The organism is Maribacter dokdonensis DSW-8 (assembly GCF_001447995.1).
GTDB classification, from domain to species: Bacteria; Bacteroidota; Bacteroidia; order Flavobacteriales; family Flavobacteriaceae; genus Maribacter; species Maribacter dokdonensis.
This window is the reverse complement of the sequence record NZ_LDPE01000002.1, coordinates 319,474-339,353: the sequence shown is the minus strand read 5'-3', so window position 1 is coordinate 339,353 and position 19,880 is coordinate 319,474. Positions and strand designations below refer to the sequence as shown.

The 19,880-nt window shown below is 35.9% G+C and carries 14 protein-coding genes; 5 read left to right on the top strand and 9 right to left on the bottom strand.

From position 1 onward, the window contains the following. Positions 1 to 2: 2 nt before the first annotated feature. Positions 3 to 422: an rRNA maturation RNase YbeY gene (gene ybeY, locus I600_RS11005; protein ID WP_058104586.1), complete on the bottom strand. Its 420-nt coding sequence runs from the start codon at positions 420 to 422 to the stop codon at positions 3 to 5. Further along, positions 415 to 3,744 (bottom strand): DUF4175 family protein, encoded by a 3,330-nt coding sequence (locus tag I600_RS11000; protein WP_245188881.1) that lies wholly within the window; start codon positions 3,742 to 3,744, stop codon positions 415 to 417. The genes ybeY and I600_RS11000 overlap by 8 nt, the downstream gene beginning before the upstream one ends. Positions 3,745 to 4,081: 337 nt before the next feature. Between I600_RS11000 and gltX the strand changes: the two genes are divergently transcribed. Beyond that, entirely contained in the window at positions 4,082 to 5,590 is a 1,509-nt protein-coding gene (gltX, locus tag I600_RS10995; protein ID WP_058105116.1) for a glutamate--tRNA ligase, read from the top strand. Between the two features lie 3 nt (positions 5,591 to 5,593). Here the strand turns inward: gltX and I600_RS10990 are convergent, their stop codons facing one another. The 3 genes from I600_RS10990 to I600_RS10980 form a co-directional block, all read right to left on the bottom strand. Then, a complete protein-coding gene (locus I600_RS10990) occupies positions 5,594 to 5,989 on the bottom strand; it encodes an ACT domain-containing protein (protein WP_058104584.1) in 396 nt (131 codons plus the stop codon). 131 nt (positions 5,990 to 6,120) lie between these two features. After that, the gene (gene rlmF / locus I600_RS10985) at positions 6,121 to 7,119 is read right to left on the bottom strand and encodes a 23S rRNA (adenine(1618)-N(6))-methyltransferase RlmF (protein ID WP_245188880.1); all 999 of its coding nucleotides are present in this window, start codon (positions 7,117 to 7,119) and stop codon (positions 6,121 to 6,123) included. A gap of 15 nt (positions 7,120 to 7,134) precedes the next feature. After that, a complete protein-coding gene (locus I600_RS10980) occupies positions 7,135 to 7,713 on the bottom strand; it encodes a PepSY domain-containing protein (RefSeq protein WP_058104582.1) in 579 nt (192 codons plus the stop codon). Positions 7,714 to 8,175: 462 nt separating this feature from the next. On the opposite strand from I600_RS10980, the gene katG reads away from it, so the two are divergent. Further along, positions 8,176 to 10,422, top strand: coding sequence for a catalase/peroxidase HPI (katG, locus tag I600_RS10975; protein ID WP_058104581.1), 2,247 nt, complete (start codon positions 8,176 to 8,178; stop codon positions 10,420 to 10,422). Positions 10,423 to 10,488: 66 nt separating this feature from the next. Here the strand turns inward: katG and I600_RS10970 are convergent, their stop codons facing one another. Beyond that, positions 10,489 to 10,848, bottom strand: coding sequence for a bleomycin resistance protein (locus tag I600_RS10970; protein WP_058104580.1), 360 nt, complete (start codon positions 10,846 to 10,848; stop codon positions 10,489 to 10,491). Positions 10,849 to 11,025: 177 nt separating this feature from the next. Between I600_RS10970 and I600_RS10965 the strand changes: the two genes are divergently transcribed. Further along, entirely contained in the window at positions 11,026 to 11,955 is a 930-nt protein-coding gene (locus I600_RS10965) for an SPFH domain-containing protein (RefSeq protein WP_058104579.1), read from the top strand. 248 nt (positions 11,956 to 12,203) lie between these two features. On the opposite strand, the gene I600_RS10960 is transcribed toward I600_RS10965, so the two are convergent. Then, positions 12,204 to 13,889 carry a glutamine--tRNA ligase/YqeY domain fusion protein gene (locus I600_RS10960; RefSeq protein WP_058104578.1) on the bottom strand — a complete coding sequence of 562 codons (1,686 nt, stop codon included), beginning with the start codon at positions 13,887 to 13,889 and terminating at the stop codon, positions 12,204 to 12,206. 226 nt (positions 13,890 to 14,115) lie between these two features. Here I600_RS10960 and I600_RS10955 point away from each other — a divergent pair, with 226 nt between their 5' ends. Continuing rightward, positions 14,116 to 16,362, top strand: coding sequence for a T9SS type B sorting domain-containing protein (locus tag I600_RS10955; RefSeq protein ID WP_082642955.1), 2,247 nt, complete (start codon positions 14,116 to 14,118; stop codon positions 16,360 to 16,362). Between the two features lie 7 nt (positions 16,363 to 16,369). Beyond that, positions 16,370 to 18,547, top strand: coding sequence for a PorP/SprF family type IX secretion system membrane protein (locus tag I600_RS10950; protein WP_058104577.1), 2,178 nt, complete (start codon positions 16,370 to 16,372; stop codon positions 18,545 to 18,547). 292 nt (positions 18,548 to 18,839) lie between these two features. On the opposite strand, the gene I600_RS10945 is transcribed toward I600_RS10950, so the two are convergent. Continuing rightward, a complete protein-coding gene (locus I600_RS10945) occupies positions 18,840 to 19,022 on the bottom strand; it encodes a hypothetical protein (RefSeq protein ID WP_058104576.1) in 183 nt (60 codons plus the stop codon). Continuing rightward, positions 19,012 to 19,845: a class I SAM-dependent methyltransferase gene (locus tag I600_RS10940; protein ID WP_058104575.1), complete on the bottom strand. Its 834-nt coding sequence runs from the start codon at positions 19,843 to 19,845 to the stop codon at positions 19,012 to 19,014. The genes I600_RS10945 and I600_RS10940 overlap by 11 nt, the downstream gene beginning before the upstream one ends. Between the last annotated feature and the right edge of the window lie 35 nt (positions 19,846 to 19,880).

Here is a 19,880-nt window from a genome sequence, read left to right as displayed (position 1 = left end):
TTCTATTGTTCCACGTGGAACAGCTTTATTTTTTCTTCTTCTTTAGCGCGCATTTCGGCAGTAGCTGTTTCCGATTTATCCGAATAGCCCATTAAGTGTAAAACACCGTGAACCATTACACGCTTTAATTCATTTTCAAATGAGACATTAAAGTCTTCTGCATTTTCTTTTACGCGATCTATAGAGATGTACAAATCTCCAGATACATTTTTACCTGATACATAATCGAAGGTAATAATGTCTGTTAAATAATCGTGTTGTAAATAATCTTGATTGATTTTAAGCAAGTATTCATCATCACAAAAAATGTAGTTTAATTCTTGAACTGAAAAACCTTCGGTTTTGCAAGAATTAATAATCCATGAATCAAAATGTGTTTCTTCTACTAGCTTAAAATCGGTTAGGTAGTTGTAATTAATCATTTGCTTTGAAGTACTCTTTAACCTTTGTTTGAAAATTTTGCCGCAAAGGTAAGCTTTGCCTATTTAAAATTTCCACTTCATTATGATAATTCTCTAATAATGAGGGTTTAGTAGTAATAGGATTTGTGAAGTCTTTTGTATTTCTATTACTTTCTCGCTCAGATTTTTCTCCTTGCTTTAGTGCTGCGTTCTCCAGCTTCAATAATTCGTACTGTATAGTGTTGGCTTTGTTGATGGTACGTTCTGTAATTCCATTTTCAAGTAAATCATTCTCAAAATCCTCCATCTGCTTAATCAGCTTTTGACCCAATTTTTGGTCTCCGCTATTAATCATGTTTTCTAATTGTTTTTCTAACTCTTGACGAATTTTTTGTTGACTTTGATAAATTTCATAAATCTCTTTTAGTCCTGCTTCACTCATCTGTCCATTTCCTTGTCCTCCATTTCCGTTAGAGTTCCCTTTTCCGTTTCCTTGACCATTTTCTCCTTTTTGGCCACCATTACCATTTTTTCCATTCTGGCCATTTTCTCCTTCACTTCCGTTTTCTCCAGATTTTCCGTTTTGACCTTGCTCCCCATTCTCTCCTTGTTTTCCTCCTTCTCCTTGTTCGCCCTTACTTCCCTTTTCTCCTTCTCCACTTTTACCTTTTTTTCCGGATTGGCCTTGTTGACCCATTTTTTCCCCAAGTTGTTGTTGTCCTTTGATAATATCTGGTAGTTGAAAACCTCCTTCATTTTGACCGGAACCTTTACCCATTTGCATACTTTCTTGCATATTATCCATAACATTTGCTAAAAAATCTGCTAAGCTGTTTGAAGCGGTCAATACATATTTTTGATGTGAAATTCCTTGAAACAATTGTCCATCTGCCATTGTTTCTAAAGATTTATCAATGTTATAATATACTTCGGTAATTTGTTCATTTACAAATTCTGAAAGTTCTGCTTGTCGTAAAGACAAGGCAAAAAGACTATCGTCAACATGTTCAAATAACCCTCTTAATTCATTTTGGTCACGAACTGTTTGTGAGTATTGCGTTTGATCTTGGTCTTGTTTAGCCGATAGTTTATCAAATAAAGATTCTTGCTTAAATGAAAATATAATGAGGTTATCCAATATTTGTCTTAGCATTTCTGCATCTTCGGCTACTGATGATCCTCCACTACTACTGGAAGAAGATGAGCTGAGCTGCTCACTCATTTCTTTCATTTTCTGCGCAGCGGATTTTTGTTTCTTTGAAGCATTGTTTTGATCGCTTTCCGGGGTTGATTTTGATTCTGAATTTTCTTGTTTTTGTAGTTCGTCTAAAGCTTCATTCTGATCTTCTTTAATAGCTTCTTTTTTATTGGTATCTAAATTTAAATCAATTGGTTTTTTTAATTTTTTATTATCATTTTTTAGCCCATCCATTTCTTTGGACAATTCATTAAAAGCTTTATTTAATTGTTGCTGCTTAATTGAACTATTTTCTTCTTTATTCTTTTTAGAAAGTTCCTCTTGCTTTTTTGCCAGTTCTTCAAGATCACGTGCTAGCTGAGACGCTTTTTCTGTGACATAATAGCGCTTGGTCAATTCTAATAATTGTTCTAGGCTGCGTTCGCTATTTTGTTGCTTTTTACCTAATTCTTCAAGCTTTTTAGTAAGCTCTTCTTTTTTAATTTTATCTGCTACTTTATTAAGTTCTTCTAGCAGTTGCTGGTTTTTCTTGGCTTGTTGTTCTTGTCGCTCCAATCGTTCTTGTAACAATTGGTTTAATTTATCATCCTTGTTTCCTTTGTCTAGGTTTTCCTTTAACTCTTTGCTGAACTTTTGCATTAATTGCTCTTGTTGTTCTTGCTTTTTTAAATAGTCTTTAATTTGATTTTGATCATTAAAATTTAAACTACTTTTCTCTTTTTGATTTTGATTTATTTCCTCTAATGATTCTTTCTGTTGTTTTGCACGTTCTAAAGATTTGTCTAAATCCTTTATGAGTGATTGTTGAGATTCAAGATCTTTATTCTTGAGTTGATTTTCATTTAATAATACCTGTTGGAATATTTGACTTTTTATAGCCTTTCCATGGTGTATGGCATCGTTATCGGTTACTTGGAAATAGAAAGCATATTGTTTACCGGATTCTAATGCCAAACCTGATGGAAAGGTGTAGTAAAACTGTTCAAAATTTGAACTGGGTTTTGCAAGGTCTATTTTCTGCTCTTGATTCTCTTTACCAACTTCAAAGTAAACAAGTTCAATTTTTGAAAGACCATAATCGTCACTTGCATTTCCTGTATAGTACGAAACATTTGGATTCAAGGAATCTAAAACCTGGTTCACCTTTAATGTTGGATAAGCATCTTTAATTACTTTGAACGAGTATTCTAAACGTTCATAATTTTGGACATTTACATTGGTTGTGGTAAGTTCATAATCTAGGTCGTTGTATATTTTCCGTTGAATTGTAAAAGTGTTTTTTTCTTTTATAAAAGATTGAACGGTATCTTTTGTGTTTAGATTAATCTTTTCGGTATTTTCTCCTTCAATGTTCCATGTTACTTGGGTTCCTTCCGGTAAAATCGCATTACCCGTACTTTTGATTGTTTCATTTGGTTTGTTCAGGTAAGTAGGATATTTTAAATCCATTGAAAAATCTAATATTGAAGGAGTTTTCAATGCGATTAATGAGTAGGATTTTGAATTAACTTCATTGGCCAAAAACGTAAAATTTGTAGATTGTATGGGTGGTGAAAAGGTGTATTCATAAATCCCGTCCTGTTTTTGCATCAATATGGGTTTACCGTCTACTACGATGTACACATTTTCTGGTTTAACTTTACCATTTGTGGAAACTTGAATGGTGAATGATTCATTTTGCAAAGCACTTAATTGATCGGTAAGTACATGAAATTGAAACGGTGCAGGTTTTTCATATGCCATTTCATAATTTACAACTCTTTCATATGTACCAAAAAATGAACTCCAATTACCGGTGAGGTAAAGTAAACAGACAATAACAATCGGTATAATAGAATACTTTACATATTTGATGGCGTCTTTAAAATCAATTGCGCTTGAAAATGGAACGGAATCCATTTGTTTGGAACGCTGTGCAATACTAGCTAGTAATAATTCAGACTGTTCAGAATCTTCTGCTAAGTCCAACAAATTTGTGAGTTTATCCCCTACTTCTGGAAAATGCTTGCCAATCATATTTGCGGCTTCTTTATTTCCTATACCCTTTTTTAATTTAAGAAGATAGAAGACCGGTATTAAAATGTATTTATAAAGCAATAGAACTTCTACTGCTATGAACAAGGTAAATAATACCGTTCGGCCCAAAGAGTTTAACCAAAGAAAGTACTCTATAGCTAAGATGGTGAGGAAAAACAAAAATCCTAACGCTATAAAAAGCAAAATTCCCTTTAGAAGAATTTGAGAATAATGTTTTTTTATAAATTGATTTAACCGGTGTAATATGTGATTATAGTCTTGCAATTACCTTTTTTATACCAAGATAACGGATATTAAGATGGTTTGTTGGGAAATATTTGTTAAATCAAAATCCTTTAATGCTGTTTATTACAGTGAAAATGCGCTTTACTTAAGTGAAATCCTATTTCGTATTCTATATTTAAAAACACTTGGTTATGTATCTTTGCGCAATCAAATAATCATTATGTCGAAGAAAGTTCGTGTGCGTTTTGCACCAAGTCCTACAGGACCATTACATATTGGCGGTGTGCGCACGGCCCTTTTTAATTATTTATTTGCCAAAAAACATGGTGGCGATTTTATACTGCGTATAGAAGATACCGATCAAAATAGATATGTGGAAGGTGCGGAACAATATATAATTGATGCATTGAACTGGTGCGGAATTCCTTTTGATGAAGGTGTTGGTAAAGAAGGTAGTTTTGGACCGTATAGACAGAGCGAGCGTAAATCTTTATATAAGAAATACGCAGATGATCTAATTGCGAAAGGTAAGGCATATTATGCTTTTGATACTTCAGAAAGCTTAGATGCTCATAGAAAAGAGCATGAAGAAAAAGGTAAAACTTTTATATATAACTGGCATAACAGGTTAAAGTTGGATAATTCTCTTTCATTAATGCCAGAAGAAGTTAAAGAAAGGTTGGCCAATGGTGATGACTATGTTATTCGATTTTTAACGCCGCCAGATGAAAAATTGCAATTGCAAGATTTAATTCGTGGTACAATACAGATAGATACAAATGTGCTAGATGACAAAGTTCTTTTTAAGAGTGATGGTATGCCAACGTATCATTTGGCAAATATTGTTGATGACCATTTAATGGAAATTTCTCATGTAATTCGTGGCGAAGAATGGTTACCTTCTTTAGCATTACACAAACAGTTGTATGATGCATTTGAATGGAATGCTCCAGAATTTGCTCATTTACCATTGATTATGAAACCTGTTGGTAAAGGTAAATTGAGTAAGCGTGATGGTGAAAAAATGGGCTTTCCGGTTTTTCCTCTTTCTTGGAACGATTCTGTTGGTTATAAAGAATCAGGATATTTTCCTGAAGCAGTTGTTAATTTTTTGGCTTTATTAGGATGGAATCCTGGTACGGAACAAGAACTATTTTCTTTAGACGAGTTGGTGAAAACCTTTAGTTTAGATCGTGTAAATAAATCTGGAGCGCGTTTTGACCCAGAAAAGACCAAATGGTACAATCAACACTATTTACAGGAAACTGCCGATACAGAACTGGCTAATAGCTTCTTACCCATTGTGAAAGAGCATACTACTGATGAGGATAAGGTTAATCTGGAGTATGTAACCAAGGTGGTAAGTTTAATAAAAGAACGCGCAGTTTTTGTTTCCGATTTTTGGGATCTGTCAGATTATTTTTTCGTAGCTCCCACTGAGTATAATGCAAAGGCTGCCAAAAAGCAGTGGAAAGAAGATACTGCAGTCATCATGAATGAATTGATTTCTGTAATAGAATCCATTGAAGATTTTTCATCGGAGAATAGCGAAACCATGGTTAAAGCATGGATCGGTGAAAAAGAACTTTCTTTTGGTAAGGTTATGCCTCCCCTACGTTTGTTCTTAGTTGGTGATATGAAAGGTCCCCATATTTTTGATATAATGGCAATGGTTGGTAAAGAAGAAAGTATTGCCCGAATTAAAACAGCGCTAGAAAAACTGGGTTAAAGCTTATTTATTAGAAAATTCTTGCAGAATGCTCATGGCTTTAGTAGCGTCTTTTGTGGAGACAAAAATATGGTCATGATAAAATGCGGCAACCACGTTACAGCTAATATTATGTTTTGTCAACGCATTGGCAACTGCAGCGGTCAACCCAACCGCATCTAAAGCGGAGTGTACGGTCAATGTAATCCAAGAGGCAATGAATTCATAAGCTAGTTTATAATGCGCTGCTTTTTCTTTTGTCAATATTATGGTGATGCCTTCGGCTTCTTTAAATTCAAAAAGAATATCAGCTCTTGAAATATGGCCAATTTCGGGGAGACTTATAAAAACATAGTTCCCTTCGTTTAATTTAGGTTTTAAACTTTGTAAAAGAACTTCTAGATTGCTTTCTCCGGGCATAGTATCGATTTTAAGGGATTTAAAAATAAAAATCGACCCTTCGGGTCATATTTATCAAATAAAGGGTTTAATAAGCTACAAACGTATTATTATAAACCAGTCTTTACTTCAATAATTTTTAAAGTTGATATTTATTCGCTTTTCCAACGTTCGTTAGCCCATGCGTTCATTTCTACATCGGTCAAAAAAGTCCAAACAACCAACCTGCTCATTTTGTTGCCCTGTCCCATAGGTACGGTTTTATGGGCAGTTGCTCCAATTTTTTCCAGTCGGTCATAAAAGGATCTCAAATTTGATTGTTTACTTACCAAAGTAGAATACCAAGCAGAATTTTTTGAAAACTGTGCACTTTCATTAATCATGTTTAATACAAATCGTTTTTCACCACCATCGGTCCAAAGCTCTCCTCCTTGCCCTGCAAAATTAAGAGCCGGTTTTTTAATTCGCTTCTTTTTTAAATTGCTCAATTTACGCAAAGTTCCAGCTTCGGCCTCGGCTTGGTTCGCATGAAATGGCGGATTGCATATAGTGAAATCTACTTTTTCATCAGCCTTTAAAATTCCAGAAAATATATGCTCAGGTTTTTCTTGTAATCTAAATTTTACCTTACCAGTTAGATTGGCGTTGTTTTCTACAATTTTTTGTGCCGCCTCAATGGCTTTTGAGTCAATATCCGAACCTAAAAAAGACCAACCATAGACGCTGTTTCCAATTATTGGATATACACAATTTGCACCTACTCCAATATCTAGACACTTAATTTTATCACCTTTGACTAAAGTTCCATGATTACTGTCTGCCAAAACATCTGCAATATGGTGTATATAGTCTGCCCTACCAGGTATTGGCGGACATAAAAAACCATCTGGTATGTCCCAATATTCAATACCGTAATGTGCCATAAGTAATGCCTTGTTTAGCGCTTTTACGGCAATAGGGTTAAAAAAATCAATAGATAAATTACCGTGTTTATTTTTGGCTACAAATGGTTTTAAATCTGGATTGAGCAGCTTTAGTGCCTTAAGGTCATAACGACCGGTATGTTTATTTCTTGAGTGTAAACTAGGCTTTTGTAAGGCATCTTTTTTCTTGTATTCTGGCATGTCTTTATAGCTTATTGAAGATTTCAAAGCTAAGCCTAATTTTTAAGTACTTGCATTATTTTTACGCATTCGCTTAGGTCCATACCAAAGCCAAAAGCCTGTAATGGTAAAAAGTAAAAGGGCAAGACCCATTACCGTAGTATAGAATACCTTTATTTGATTATCACTTGTACCTAAATAATCATCTAAAATGGAACCATCATGAATATGTTCAATGATATCAGAATACCGGCGTTCGGTGTGTAAGACAGTACCTGTGGCCCCATCTAGTTGTAAACCCCAATAATGATCTTCATATACAAATTTTACGATACCTTTTTCTTTTCTAATATCTATGCGATCTATTTTGGTGGATAGTTCTGGCGATACATGTTCCAAGATATAGGTGTTGGCAATGCTATGTAAACTATCTACGGGTAGCCAATCTTTTAAATCAGTGGAAGTGCCTTTATACGTTTTAGACAGAATTACTCCTCCACTATGCTTTTTCCAACCTAAAAGAAGACCAGTAATAGAAATGAAAAAGAAAAAAATGAACAGAGCCGCACCAGTTGCACGATGTACTTTGCGAAATATTCGCAACCATTTTGCTTGGCGTTGTCTTTTGGTGATTTTAGGCATTTATTTGGTCTGGTGAACCTGCAATATAGCTAGTTTTAGAAGGTAGGATTATCAATGATTTGTTAAATTAATTTTTGAGTGTAGGCTTTGTTCAAAGGCATACAGGTGAATTTTTAGTGTAATCATTAACGTAATACAAGTACTATTTTATCTCAATGGTAGATTTTTGGTCCATCCCTCTTTATGCATTATACGTTGATAGTTCTTGTGACTTATAGCTTGGTTTACTAAACCATTAATTAATGGTTGTTTGGTATCAGATTATACTATTATCTTTTTATCTTTATGATATTCTAAGATTTAGTGGCTTTTATGAAGTGGTTCTGCAACCGAATTGAATAATTGCTAAACGTTTTATAATCGCATCATAGATATTTTCTATTGTAATTGAATTTTCGATAAATTAATTATTGATAATTTTACCACTGAAGAACTAAAAACAACAATTAAACTATTATAATCATGAGTAGTACTAACGGAAAAGGTGAAGCTTGGGACGTGAATGATTCGTCAGCAGCAAATTGTCCATTTTTAAATGGTGAAATGCATCAAGCAGCAGGTGGTGGAACCACTAATAAAGATTGGTGGCCAAATATGTTGAACCTTAATATACTGAGGTTACATTCTAAAATGGCAGATCCAATGGATGATGATTTTAACTATACTGAGGAATTTAAGTCTTTGGATTTAGCGGCTATAAAAAAGGATTTGACCGATTTAATGACCGATAGTCAAGATTGGTGGCCAGCAGATTATGGTCATTATGGTCCGTTTTTCATCCGTATGGCTTGGCACAGTGCTGGTACCTACCGTATCTCAGATGGTAGAGGTGGTGCAAGTTCAGGTAACCAACGTTTTGCTCCTTTAAATAGTTGGCCGGATAACGCCAACCTAGATAAGGCACGTTTGTTATTATGGCCTATTAAACAGAAATATGGTAAAAAAATATCTTGGGCAGATTTATTGATTTTAGCAGGTAACGTGGCCCATGAAAGTATGGGATTACCAATGTTTGGTTTTGCTGGTGGTCGTGAAGATATTTGGCAACCGGAAGAAGATGTGTATTGGGGTTCTGAAACAGAATGGCTGGGCAACAAACAAAGATATGATGAGGATGGAAATGAATTGGAGAATCCTTTAGGTGCTGCCCACATGGGATTGATCTATGTAAATCCTGAAGGCCATAATGCAAATCCTGATCCATTAGAAGCTGCTCACTATATAAGACAGACCTTTAAGAGAATGGCCATGGATGATTATGAAACTGTTGCATTGATTGCCGGTGGACACACTTTTGGTAAAACGCACGGAGCTGCAAGTCCTGATGATTATGTAGATGTTGAGCCAGCTGCAGCAGATATTACGGAACAAGGTCTTGGGTGGAAAAGTAGTTATGGCAGTGGTTTTGGTGCAGATACAATTACCAGTGGTCTAGAAGGTGCTTGGTCACAAACTCCTACAAAATGGAGCCATTACTTCTTTGAGAACCTATTTGGTTTTGAATGGGAGTTAACTAAAAGTCCCGCTGGTGCATGGCAATACAAACCAGTAGGTGATGCAGGCGCAGGTCAAATGCCAGATGCGCATATTCCAGGAAAAACTCACCAACCATTCATGTTGGTAACAGATATGTCTTTGCGTGTAGATCCGGAATTTGAAAAGATTTCAAGAAACTTTTTAGAGAATCCAGATGAGTTTAAGGATGCCTATGCTAGAGCTTGGTACAAATTAACACACCGTGATATGGGGCCTAAAGAGCGTTACTTAGGACCAGAGGTGCCACAAGAGGAATTGCTATGGCAAGATCCTGTACCAGCGGTAGATTTTGAATTGATCAATGATTCTGATATCGCCCAATTAAAGAAAACTATTTTGTCTTCTGGACTTTCAACGGCAGAGTTGGTTAGTGCAGCATGGGCTTCTGCTTCTACTTTTAGAGGTTCGGATAAAAGAGGTGGTGCAAATGGTGGTCGTGTTCGTTTAGCTCCTCAAAAAGATTGGGAAGTAAATAACCCTACTCAATTGGCCAAGGTTACAGCAACTTTAGAAAGAATTCAAAAAGAGTTTAATGAAGGCCAATCTGGCAATAAAAAGGTTTCTTTTGCAGATTTAGTTGTATTAGGTGGTACTGCTGCAGTAGAGAATGCCGCTAGTTTAGCAGGTTTTGCTACGAATGTGGAATTCAATGCAGGTCGTACCGATGCTACTCAGGAGATGACAGATGCCGAAGCGTTTGATGCATTAGAGCCTTTAGCGGACGGATTTAGAAATTATACTAGAAAAAAATTGTCTGTACAGGCCGAAGAATTATTGATCGATAGAGCTAATCTATTGACTTTGACTGCGCCAGAAATGACAGTTCTTATAGGTGGTCTACGTGTATTAGGTGCAAATTATGATGGTTCTAATAACGGCGTGTTCACAGACAAGCCAGGTGTATTGACCAATGATTTCTTCTTAAATCTTTTAGACATGGGCACAACATGGAAAGCTGCTTCTAACGATGATACTGTATTTGAAGGTAGCGATCGTAAATCTGGAGCGGTTAAGTGGACAGGTACAAGAGCAGATCTTATCTTTGGTTCCAACTCTGAACTACGTGCTTTAGCGGAAGTATATGGTACGGAAGATGCTAAAGAGAAATTCGTTAGAGATTTTGCGAAGACTTGGACAAAGGTTATGAATTTAGATCGTTATGATTTAAAGTAATAACACTTCAATATTAAATTAAAGGGCAGCATCCAACTTGGTTACTGCCCTTTTTTATGGTAGAATTTAAGTTGTAGATTCACCAAATGTCAATAGATTATTGTCTGGATCTAAAAGGGAAAATTCCGTTTGACCCCATGGTTTTACTTCTAGTTTACCATTAGGATGAATAGGAACTTTGTTATTTAATAATGATTGGTATAATATTTCTATGTCTTTGGTTCGTATATATACCTGGCCATAATTTTCCTTTACTTCAAGTGTTTTGAACAAGAAGAAATGAATTTCTACATGCTCTTTTACAAGCATTAAGTAATCCGGATACGTGGTAGTGCCCAACTCTTTAAAACCTAGCATATCTATATAATAAGCCTTGGTCTTAGACTTATTTCGCATAGGTAGTTTTGGTTGTATGGCTAATAGCATTGAAATAACTTTATAGCTTTAAATGTACAGATAGTTAGTTAATTATCAATACGGTGTAACGTTTGAATTACCCGTTATAAATTAAACAGGAAATTCATGTAACAAATGTGGCTATTTGACAACTAATGTTAAGAAGGCTTTTAGTATCTTCCATTATTAACTTAAAAATCAATTATTATGGGCTCATTTATTTGGATTCCAATTTTGTTTCTGGTCATTGTGACCATCTTATCCGGTGTGTTTATTGTTAAGCAGCAAACGGCGGTTTTAATAGAAACATTTGGAAAATTTACTAGTGTTAGACAATCGGGTATTCAGTTTAAAATTCCTTTTGTACAACGTATAGCAGCAAGAATAGGTTTAAAAATTCAGCAGCTAGATGTAATTATTGAAACTAAAACGTTGGATGATGTTTTTGTTAAGCTGAAAGTATCGGTACAATATGTAGTAATTAGAGAAAAAGTATATGATGCTTACTATAAGTTGGAGTATCCGCACGAGCAAATAACATCATATGTATTTGATGTCGTACGTGCAGAAGTGCCAAAAATGAAATTGGATGATGTCTTCGTTAAAAAAGATGATATAGCAATTGCGGTAAAATCAGAATTACAGGAGGCCATGTTGGATTATGGTTTTGATATCATAAAGACCTTGGTAACGGATATTGATCCAGATCCGCAGGTAAAAGAGGCCATGAATAGAATTAATGCTTCTGAGCGCCAAAAAACAGCTGCCCAGTTTGAAGGTGATGCTGCTCGTATATTAATAGTTGAAAAGGCAAAAGCCGAAGCGGAAAGTAAAAGGTTACAAGGACAGGGTATTGCTGATCAAAGAAGAGAAATTGCCCGTGGTCTAGAAGAATCTGTAGAGGTATTGAACAAGGTAGGTATAAACTCGCAAGAAGCTTCTGCATTGATCGTAGTAACACAGCATTATGATACACTTCAAAGTATAGGTGAAGAAACCAATACCAATTTAATTCTATTACCTAACTCACCACAAGCCGGTAGTGATATGTTGAATAATATGGTGGCAAGCTTTACGGCAAGTAACATGATCGGAGAAAGCATGAAAAAAACCAACAAGCCCAAACCAAAAGAATAATTTAAAGACCAATTTTAAAAAAGCTCGAAAAATTTTTTTCGGGCTTTTTTTATGTCCGGCTTTTTTTGATAGCAAAGGTTCTTACTTGTATAGGTTTTCGCTAAATACACTCTTTTAAAGGGGTTTTGTCGGCTAAACAATATCAATAGGTCTTTAATTTATAAAGCGCCGTTAGAACGTATATCTAACGGCGCTTTTGTATAAGACTTATTGATTAAACTGATGAGTCTTTATAAGCAATGATTATATTACTTTTTTTCCTGAATTTTAGCCCAAGAATCTCGTAAACCAACAGTTCTGTTGAAGACTAATTTATCTGTGGTGGTATCTGGATCAACACAAAAATATCCTAGTCGTTGAAATTGAAAACGATCACCTGGCTTCGCATCCTTTAACGCAGGCTCTACATATCCTGTTATTACGGTTAAAGAATCTGGATTAATAAACTCCAAGAAATCCTTGTCCTTGTGAGCATCTGGACTTTCATCTGTAAATAGCCTATCGTATAACCTAACTTCCGTCTTTAAGGCATGTGCTATTGAAACCCAATGTAAAGTCCCTTTTACCCTACGCAAACTTTCTTCCGTACCACTACCACTTTTACTTTTTGGGTCATATGTACATTGGACTTCTGTAATATTACCATCGGTATCTTTTGTGCAACTTTCAGCTTTTATGATATATCCGTTCTTTAAACGAACCTCTCCGCCCAATTTTAAACGAAAGAACTTTTTATTGGCAGACTCCCTAAAATCCTCTTGTTCTATATATAGTTCTCTTGAAAAAGGAACTTGTCTTGAACCTGCATTTTCATCTTCAGGGGAATTTTCTGCTTCTAGCCACTCGGTTTCTCCTTCTGGATAATTGGTAATAACCAGTTTTAATGGATTTAAAACACCCATTACTCTATGCGTGGTTTTATTTAAATGTTCACGTATGTTGAATTCCAATAAAGAAACATCAATTAAGTTGTCCCTTTTAGCAATTCCAATGGTATCCGCAAAATTACGGATAGACTCTGGCGTATATCCTCTTCTACGCAGACCTGATATGGTTGGCATTCTTGGGTCGTCCCACCCATTAACAATGCCCTTTTCTACCAGCTGGGCTAATTTTCTTTTACTAACTACGGTATGGCTTAAGTTACGACGGGCGAACTCACGTTGTTTAGGCCTTACCTTATCTTGATCATATACCTGATCTAAAAACCAGTTATACAATTCACGGTGCATGGCAAATTCTAACGTACAGAAGGAATGAGACACTTGTTCTATGTAATCACTTTCTCCGTGGGTCCAATCGTACATAGGATAAATACACCAATCGGTATTTGTTCTATGGTGCGCTTTATGCAGTATCCTGTACATAATAGGGTCGCGCATTAGCATATTTGAAGATGACATATCAATTTTTGCCCTAAGTACATGTGTCCCCTCTTCAAATTCGCCATTTTTCATTTTTTCAAAAAGCGCTAAATTCTCTTCTACCGATCTATTTCTAAATGGACTATTTGTACCGGGTTCTGTAGGCGTGCCTTTTTGTGCGGCCATTTCTTCAGAAGATTGATTGTCCACATATGCCTTTCCTTTTTTGATCAATTCAATTGCCCAGTCATATAATTGTTGGAAATAATCAGATGCATACCGTTCGGTATCCCACTTAAAACCTAACCATTCAACGTCCTTTTTAATGGCATCTACAAACTCTTGTTCTTCTTTTGCCGGGTTGGTGTCGTCAAAACGCAGATTTACAGGCGCATTATACCTTAAACCTAAACCAAAGTTTAAGCAAATGGAACTTGCATGACCTATATGAAGGTATCCATTAGGTTCTGGGGGAAAACGAAATCGTAATTGATCTTTGGTATAACCATTTACCAAGTCCTCTTCAACAATTTGTTCAATAAAATTCAAAGACTTTGTTGTCTCGCTCATGTCAATATATTTCAAGCTACAAAAGTAGCAAAATTGCCTTAAACGACAGGTTTAAATAAAGTACACCTTACATAAAATGAGTTTCACAACATAAATCTTCCTTCCGACAACAATAAATTCCTCTTCGTCGGATTAAATAACATATTTGTCTATGAAATGATGGAAAAGTAAAATAATTTATTAACCAACTTTTCAACCGTAGTGGCCCCCATAACTACAAATACTTATGAAAACCTTGACCAAAATTACCTTTTTTACCGCATTTTGTATGCTATTTAGTGCCTATCAATTATCGGCACAGGCAATAGTGCTCAATGCCCCAGAACCTGCAGACAATCCTAATCTGTCAGGAAGTACGCCATGGACCGCCGTTTGTGCGGGAAACTCTGGTTTCAATGAATATTTTGTGAATATCACGTGGATTGGTACCGCCAATGCAGGTAATGAGTTTATTCTCGAATTATCTGATGCCACTGGTAGCTTTGCTAATGCGCAAACTTTACAAACCATTAGTGATAAAAATACTGTAAAGGACTTTGATACCAGTTTTGCCATACCAACTGATACGCGTGGCGAAGGTTACAAAATGAGGGTTCGTAGTACCGATCCAGAAAAGATTGGTAACGAATCTCCCGCATATAACATGTATTACATGGATGTAACTTCTAACTTGAACATTAGTGAACAAGGTGATGGCGTGCCTCCAGGTACAGTGTGTAGCACCGGTCCTATTACCTTGCAAGTAGATAATATAAGCAACCCAGAAACCTACCAGTATATTTGGTTTAGAAGCGGAACTGAGTTAACAGGTGAAACAGGTCATACATTAAACGTAACCCAGTCTGGTATGTATAATGTTTATATTGATTACGGACCACGTTGTACAGGTTCCGGTAATACAGATTCTAATATTGTTGATGTAACGATTGGAGGTTCTGGTACGGGGATAGCTGTAACGGCACCAAGCAAAACTGCTTTGTGTAGTACAGATTCTGAAACACTTACTATAGATCAAACAGATGCTTCATGGAGCTATCAATGGTTTAAAAATGATGTGGCTATATTAGGTGCTACGGCAACTTCTTATACCGTTGATGCATCCGCTGCCGGATTTGAAGGTGACTATGCCATAGAAATTTCGGGTACGGGTATCTGTAATGAAAGATCTTCTGCGATTACTATAACAAATGCAGATGTATATACGGTAGATGTAGAAAACGAAATTAATATGGTGCTTTTGCCTACGCAGAGCCAAACCTTATCAATTAGTACAACGGCTAATACACCTAGTTATAAATGGTATAGAAATGGAATAGAAATAGCTGGCGAGACCAATAGTGCTATAACTATTTCACAAGACGGAGAGTATTACGCTGAGGTAACCCAAACAGGGGGGTCGTGTTCTGTATCCTCAAAAAATTCTGATGTGACTACGGTTGTGTCACCTGCTTCTTTTGAAATGACCATTAATTATACCGATGCGTATACTTCATGTGAATCAACAAGTACTATATTGGGTGTAGAACAAATTAATGCGGTTGCTACCGATGGTACTAAAACAGATGTTACCAGCGCCTTAGTAAATGGGTTCACCTATCAATGGACCAAAGATGGTACAGCTGTTAGTGGTGCAACAAGTAGTACTATTAGTTTGGCTTCTAATGCTGAAAATGGAACATACGATCTTAACGCATCGGTAGATAGTTTTACTGTAGATTCCAATTCGTTAACTGTTCAGTTATTAACTAGCGAGAGCATTTCTATAGCAAGTTCAGGTACTGTATTCTGTTCTGGTGGCGAAACGATAACTTTAAGTACCTCTAGTGATCTAGGTTCTTCCACTTTTGAATGGCAACTAGATGGAGCACCTGTAAATACAACAGATACATCACTAACGGTAACTACTGCAGGTAGCTATAGATTGGCAGTAAACCGAGATGGTTGTGCTTTATTATCCAATGAAATAGTCATTAGTCCTCTTGATGAAAACTTGATTACGCTTGATCCGGGAACTGAGATTGTAATGCCAGAAGGCACTACAAAATTAGTGACCGCAAGTGGAGGTACTGCATATAGATGGCTAGATGCCAATGCCGTTGAAATAGGCAATGTGGATAGTATAACTTTTACGGAAGCTGGTAGCTATACATTGATCGCTTCAATTGATAATTGTGAGATCATTAGACAAGTGGAAGTCTCGTACTTAGATACGTTTAAAGTACCTAATGTAATTACGGTAAACGGAGATGGAATCAATGATCAATGGGTAATCCCTAACTCATATTCTAATAAGGCCGATGTTAATATCATAATCTATAATGAACAAGGTCAGGAAATTGTAAACGAATTCGACTATAAAAATAATTGGCCGCAGTCAACTACGGCTTTCACCAAACAAAATATGGTATTCTATTATAAAATTAGGAATGCCAGTGAAGTACTAAAACAAGGTACGATCACAGTAATACGTTAAGCTCACCATGCTAAAGAAAAGTGTTTTATATCTATTGTTATTTGTGTTTGCTATCATGAAGGTTAGTGGGCAAGAGGAAAGTCCGTTTGTATCATATGATGTTCCTGCCCAAAACTTATTGAAGTATAACCGATTCTTAATTAACCCTACGTTTTCAACGGTTAGGGAAGATAAATCATATATCAATTTGTTACACAGAAACCAATCGGTACAATTTGATGATAACAATCAGAACTATTTCTTAAGCTATAGTGGACGTATTAGTGATAGAACCGGACTTGGTTTAAGTCTGTATTCACAAAGAGAAGGTATTCTAAGTAATTTTGGTGTACTTGCAAACTACGCTTATGGCGTTAAGTTGAACGATAAGAGTAATTTTACCTTTGGTGCTAACGTATCGTACTATCAAAGTGGATTTGATAACGGTAGGGCTTCAACGGTTGAAGAAGATCCTTTTTTGGCGGGTTTACAAGATCAAAGCCTATTATCGTTTCAACCTGGTTTTAACCTTTCTTATGGAAAGTTTGATGTAGGTATGTTTGCAGAAAACCTATTTGACTACAATTTAAAGAATAGCGAGTCGGTAACCGAATTTAAGGATAAAACATATTCTGCCCACTTACAATATACCCATCAGTTTGAAAATAAAAAAGGAATTTTTGAAGAAGCTAGATTAATGCCGTTGGCAAGGGTTAGAAAAGTAGGTGAAGAAGATGTTACCTTGGGTGGTAGTTTAATACTTGATCTTCCTAAATTAGGTTGGATCCAGGGTGGTTATGATAGTTTCTATGGAGCTGCGGCAGGTGTTGGTTTTAACTTGAATGAAAGAATATCATTAGGGTATACCATGGAAAAAGGCCTGTCCAATAATTTTGACAATTTTGGTCTTACGCATGAGATATCCGTTGCATATTCATTCTCTCCTAACCTAACCGAAGATAGGGTAATGTTAGAAGATGATTTTGAAGATGATCTGGTAAAGAACGATGAAGAGCCTGAGAACGTTGCAACCAATGAAGAAATTGAGGAACTTAAAATGAAGCTGGCCGAAAATGATGCTATAATTGAAGAGCTGATGTTTCGTCAGGATTCTTTGGAAGCTATTCGCCAGTCTGACCTAGAAAGACGTTTTGCCATGGTTATGCGAATGGTACGTAACGAGACCAACGGTGAAAGACCAGATTTAGAGCAAAGGGCAAAGGAACTTTTCTTAGATGAGAATAGTGATACTGAGATGGCATCTAGTTATAACCCTAGCAACACAGGACAACCCATAAATTCGAATAAAGTAGTAAATGAAAGTCAACAAGATAGAGTAGTTGTTGTAGCTAATAACACTAAAGAACCTGTTATTAAAAGCGAAGCGGTTGTGGCAACCAATACTACCGATAGATCATCCGTTGACCGCGAATATCAAAAGCAGATACAACCTAAAGATGCAGTTGTGGCAAGTAGAAGAAGAACAACTACCACAACACCGACTGCTACGACTACAGAGATTGTACAAGATGGAGTTAAGAGTAGAAGATTTAAAAATTTACCAGATGTTACCGATGGATATTACGTAGTAGCCAATGTGTATAAAGGTGGGCAGTACATGAACAACTTCATAGATGACCTTAATGCAAAAGGGATACAAGCCGATTATATTGATAACCCCAACACTGGTTTAAAATATGTGTATTTACAACGTTTTGAAACTTTTGAAGATGCTGTTGCCGCACATGACTCAAAATTAAATGGCGCTTATGATGGTGCCATGTGGATCATGAACGTTGATAATAAGTACTCTAATGAGGCCTACGCCAGTAATGTAAACAAACTAAAAGAGAAGTCTTCCAAATATGATTCTAATGTTTTAACCTCCAATGAGGTGGTGAGAGACAATGTAGATTCTAGAGAGATCGATTCTAAATCTTATGTGATAGAAGGAGCCGGTTCTGGTTACTACTTAATTGCAAATGTATTTGCAAACCCAAATAATGCTAAAAAGTTTGTGGCGTTGCTAAATTCATTTGGACTAAGCGCTAGCTACTTTATCAACCCTAAGAACAATTATAGATACGTATACCTTAAAAAGCACGACTCTTGGACCAATGCCCTTATATCCTATTACTCTAAGCTAAATGATGCCTATGATGACAAAATGTGGATTATGCGGGTCAATCAAGAGCAGATGGCATAGAACCACTATAAGATAATTCTACGATATTGAATCCCTTGTCATTACATTGACAAGGGATTTGTTGTTTTTACTTGTTTTTATTTTTAAATGACAATCTATCATATACCAATCGTTATATGTAGTATAGGTTATAATAAACCATTTTTACACAGAAACTCTATCTGTCATTTTTTTACAAAATATACACATGGGTATATTTAAATAGTTTGGATTAGAATGTAACTGTCTATACCGGTCATTTTTACTTCATAGTTAATTTCAAAAAAGTAGAATGGAGACCTGTGGAAAGTACTTACTTAACGTTGTATGCACAACATCCGTTTTCTTGGTAAATAACTCTATGTTCAGATAATAGCTGTGCTATTATTTCCCTTGTCTCCTCTTCTTCCAATTGAATCTTTTCTCCTAAATCAATCTCATTTAATTGACCACGGTTTTCAATGAGGGCTTTTAAGTATCTGTCTTTATTTTCCATGTGTTTCTTTTTTTACTGCTATCATCATATGTGGACTAAAAGGTAAAATGTAGCTGTCGTTTTCCGTGATTTTAAGTAACGCTATTAAAGTCTTTCTTTTTTTGACATTTTGAATGTTGACAAAAAAGTCTTTGTCAAGCCATGCCATACCTTCCACTGCATAGGTTTTTAAATAGGCTAAACCTTGATTTTCAAATTCTGATTTTAATTGATCTGGTTTATGGTAATAAGCCTCTGTCATGAGCCAAGGAAGATCATCTGGCGGATTGTGTAAGCCCGTTGTCAATTCACTTTTGCACATCTCAAAAAATGACCTTTTGTGAATGAGACCATTTAAAAGTCCTACCACGGTTGAAGCTGTATAGTTTATGGCAAAACCCAAAATGATTCCGCCATTTTTCAAGACACGTTTAGCTTCTATAATACTTGATGCTCTATCTTCTTTTCTTTGAAGATGGTAAAGTGGACCATGAATTATGATCAAGTCGGCAAAATTATCTGGAAAATTAAGACTTCTAGATTCTCCTAAATGCACTTTAAACTTGTTCTTAAGTCTTTTTGATCTTTGGTTTGCTAAGTGCACATGTTTTTCAACAGGCTCTATTAAATGAACCTTATGACCTTTTTTTGATAGCCACTCCGCGTATTTTCCTGTTCCTCCGCCAACATCTACTATTTGTAAGTTTGGTGCGGTTAGATATGCTTCAATTAGTAACTTATTTCTTTCAAATTCAAATAACCCCATTCCACTTTCAAGTCGGGTTTCCTCCGAGGCTTGATTGTAGAATGTTTCAATGGTTTTAGATATTAATTGTTTGTTCATTTCATACTACATGTTTTGGCACAAAAGGTTAAAAT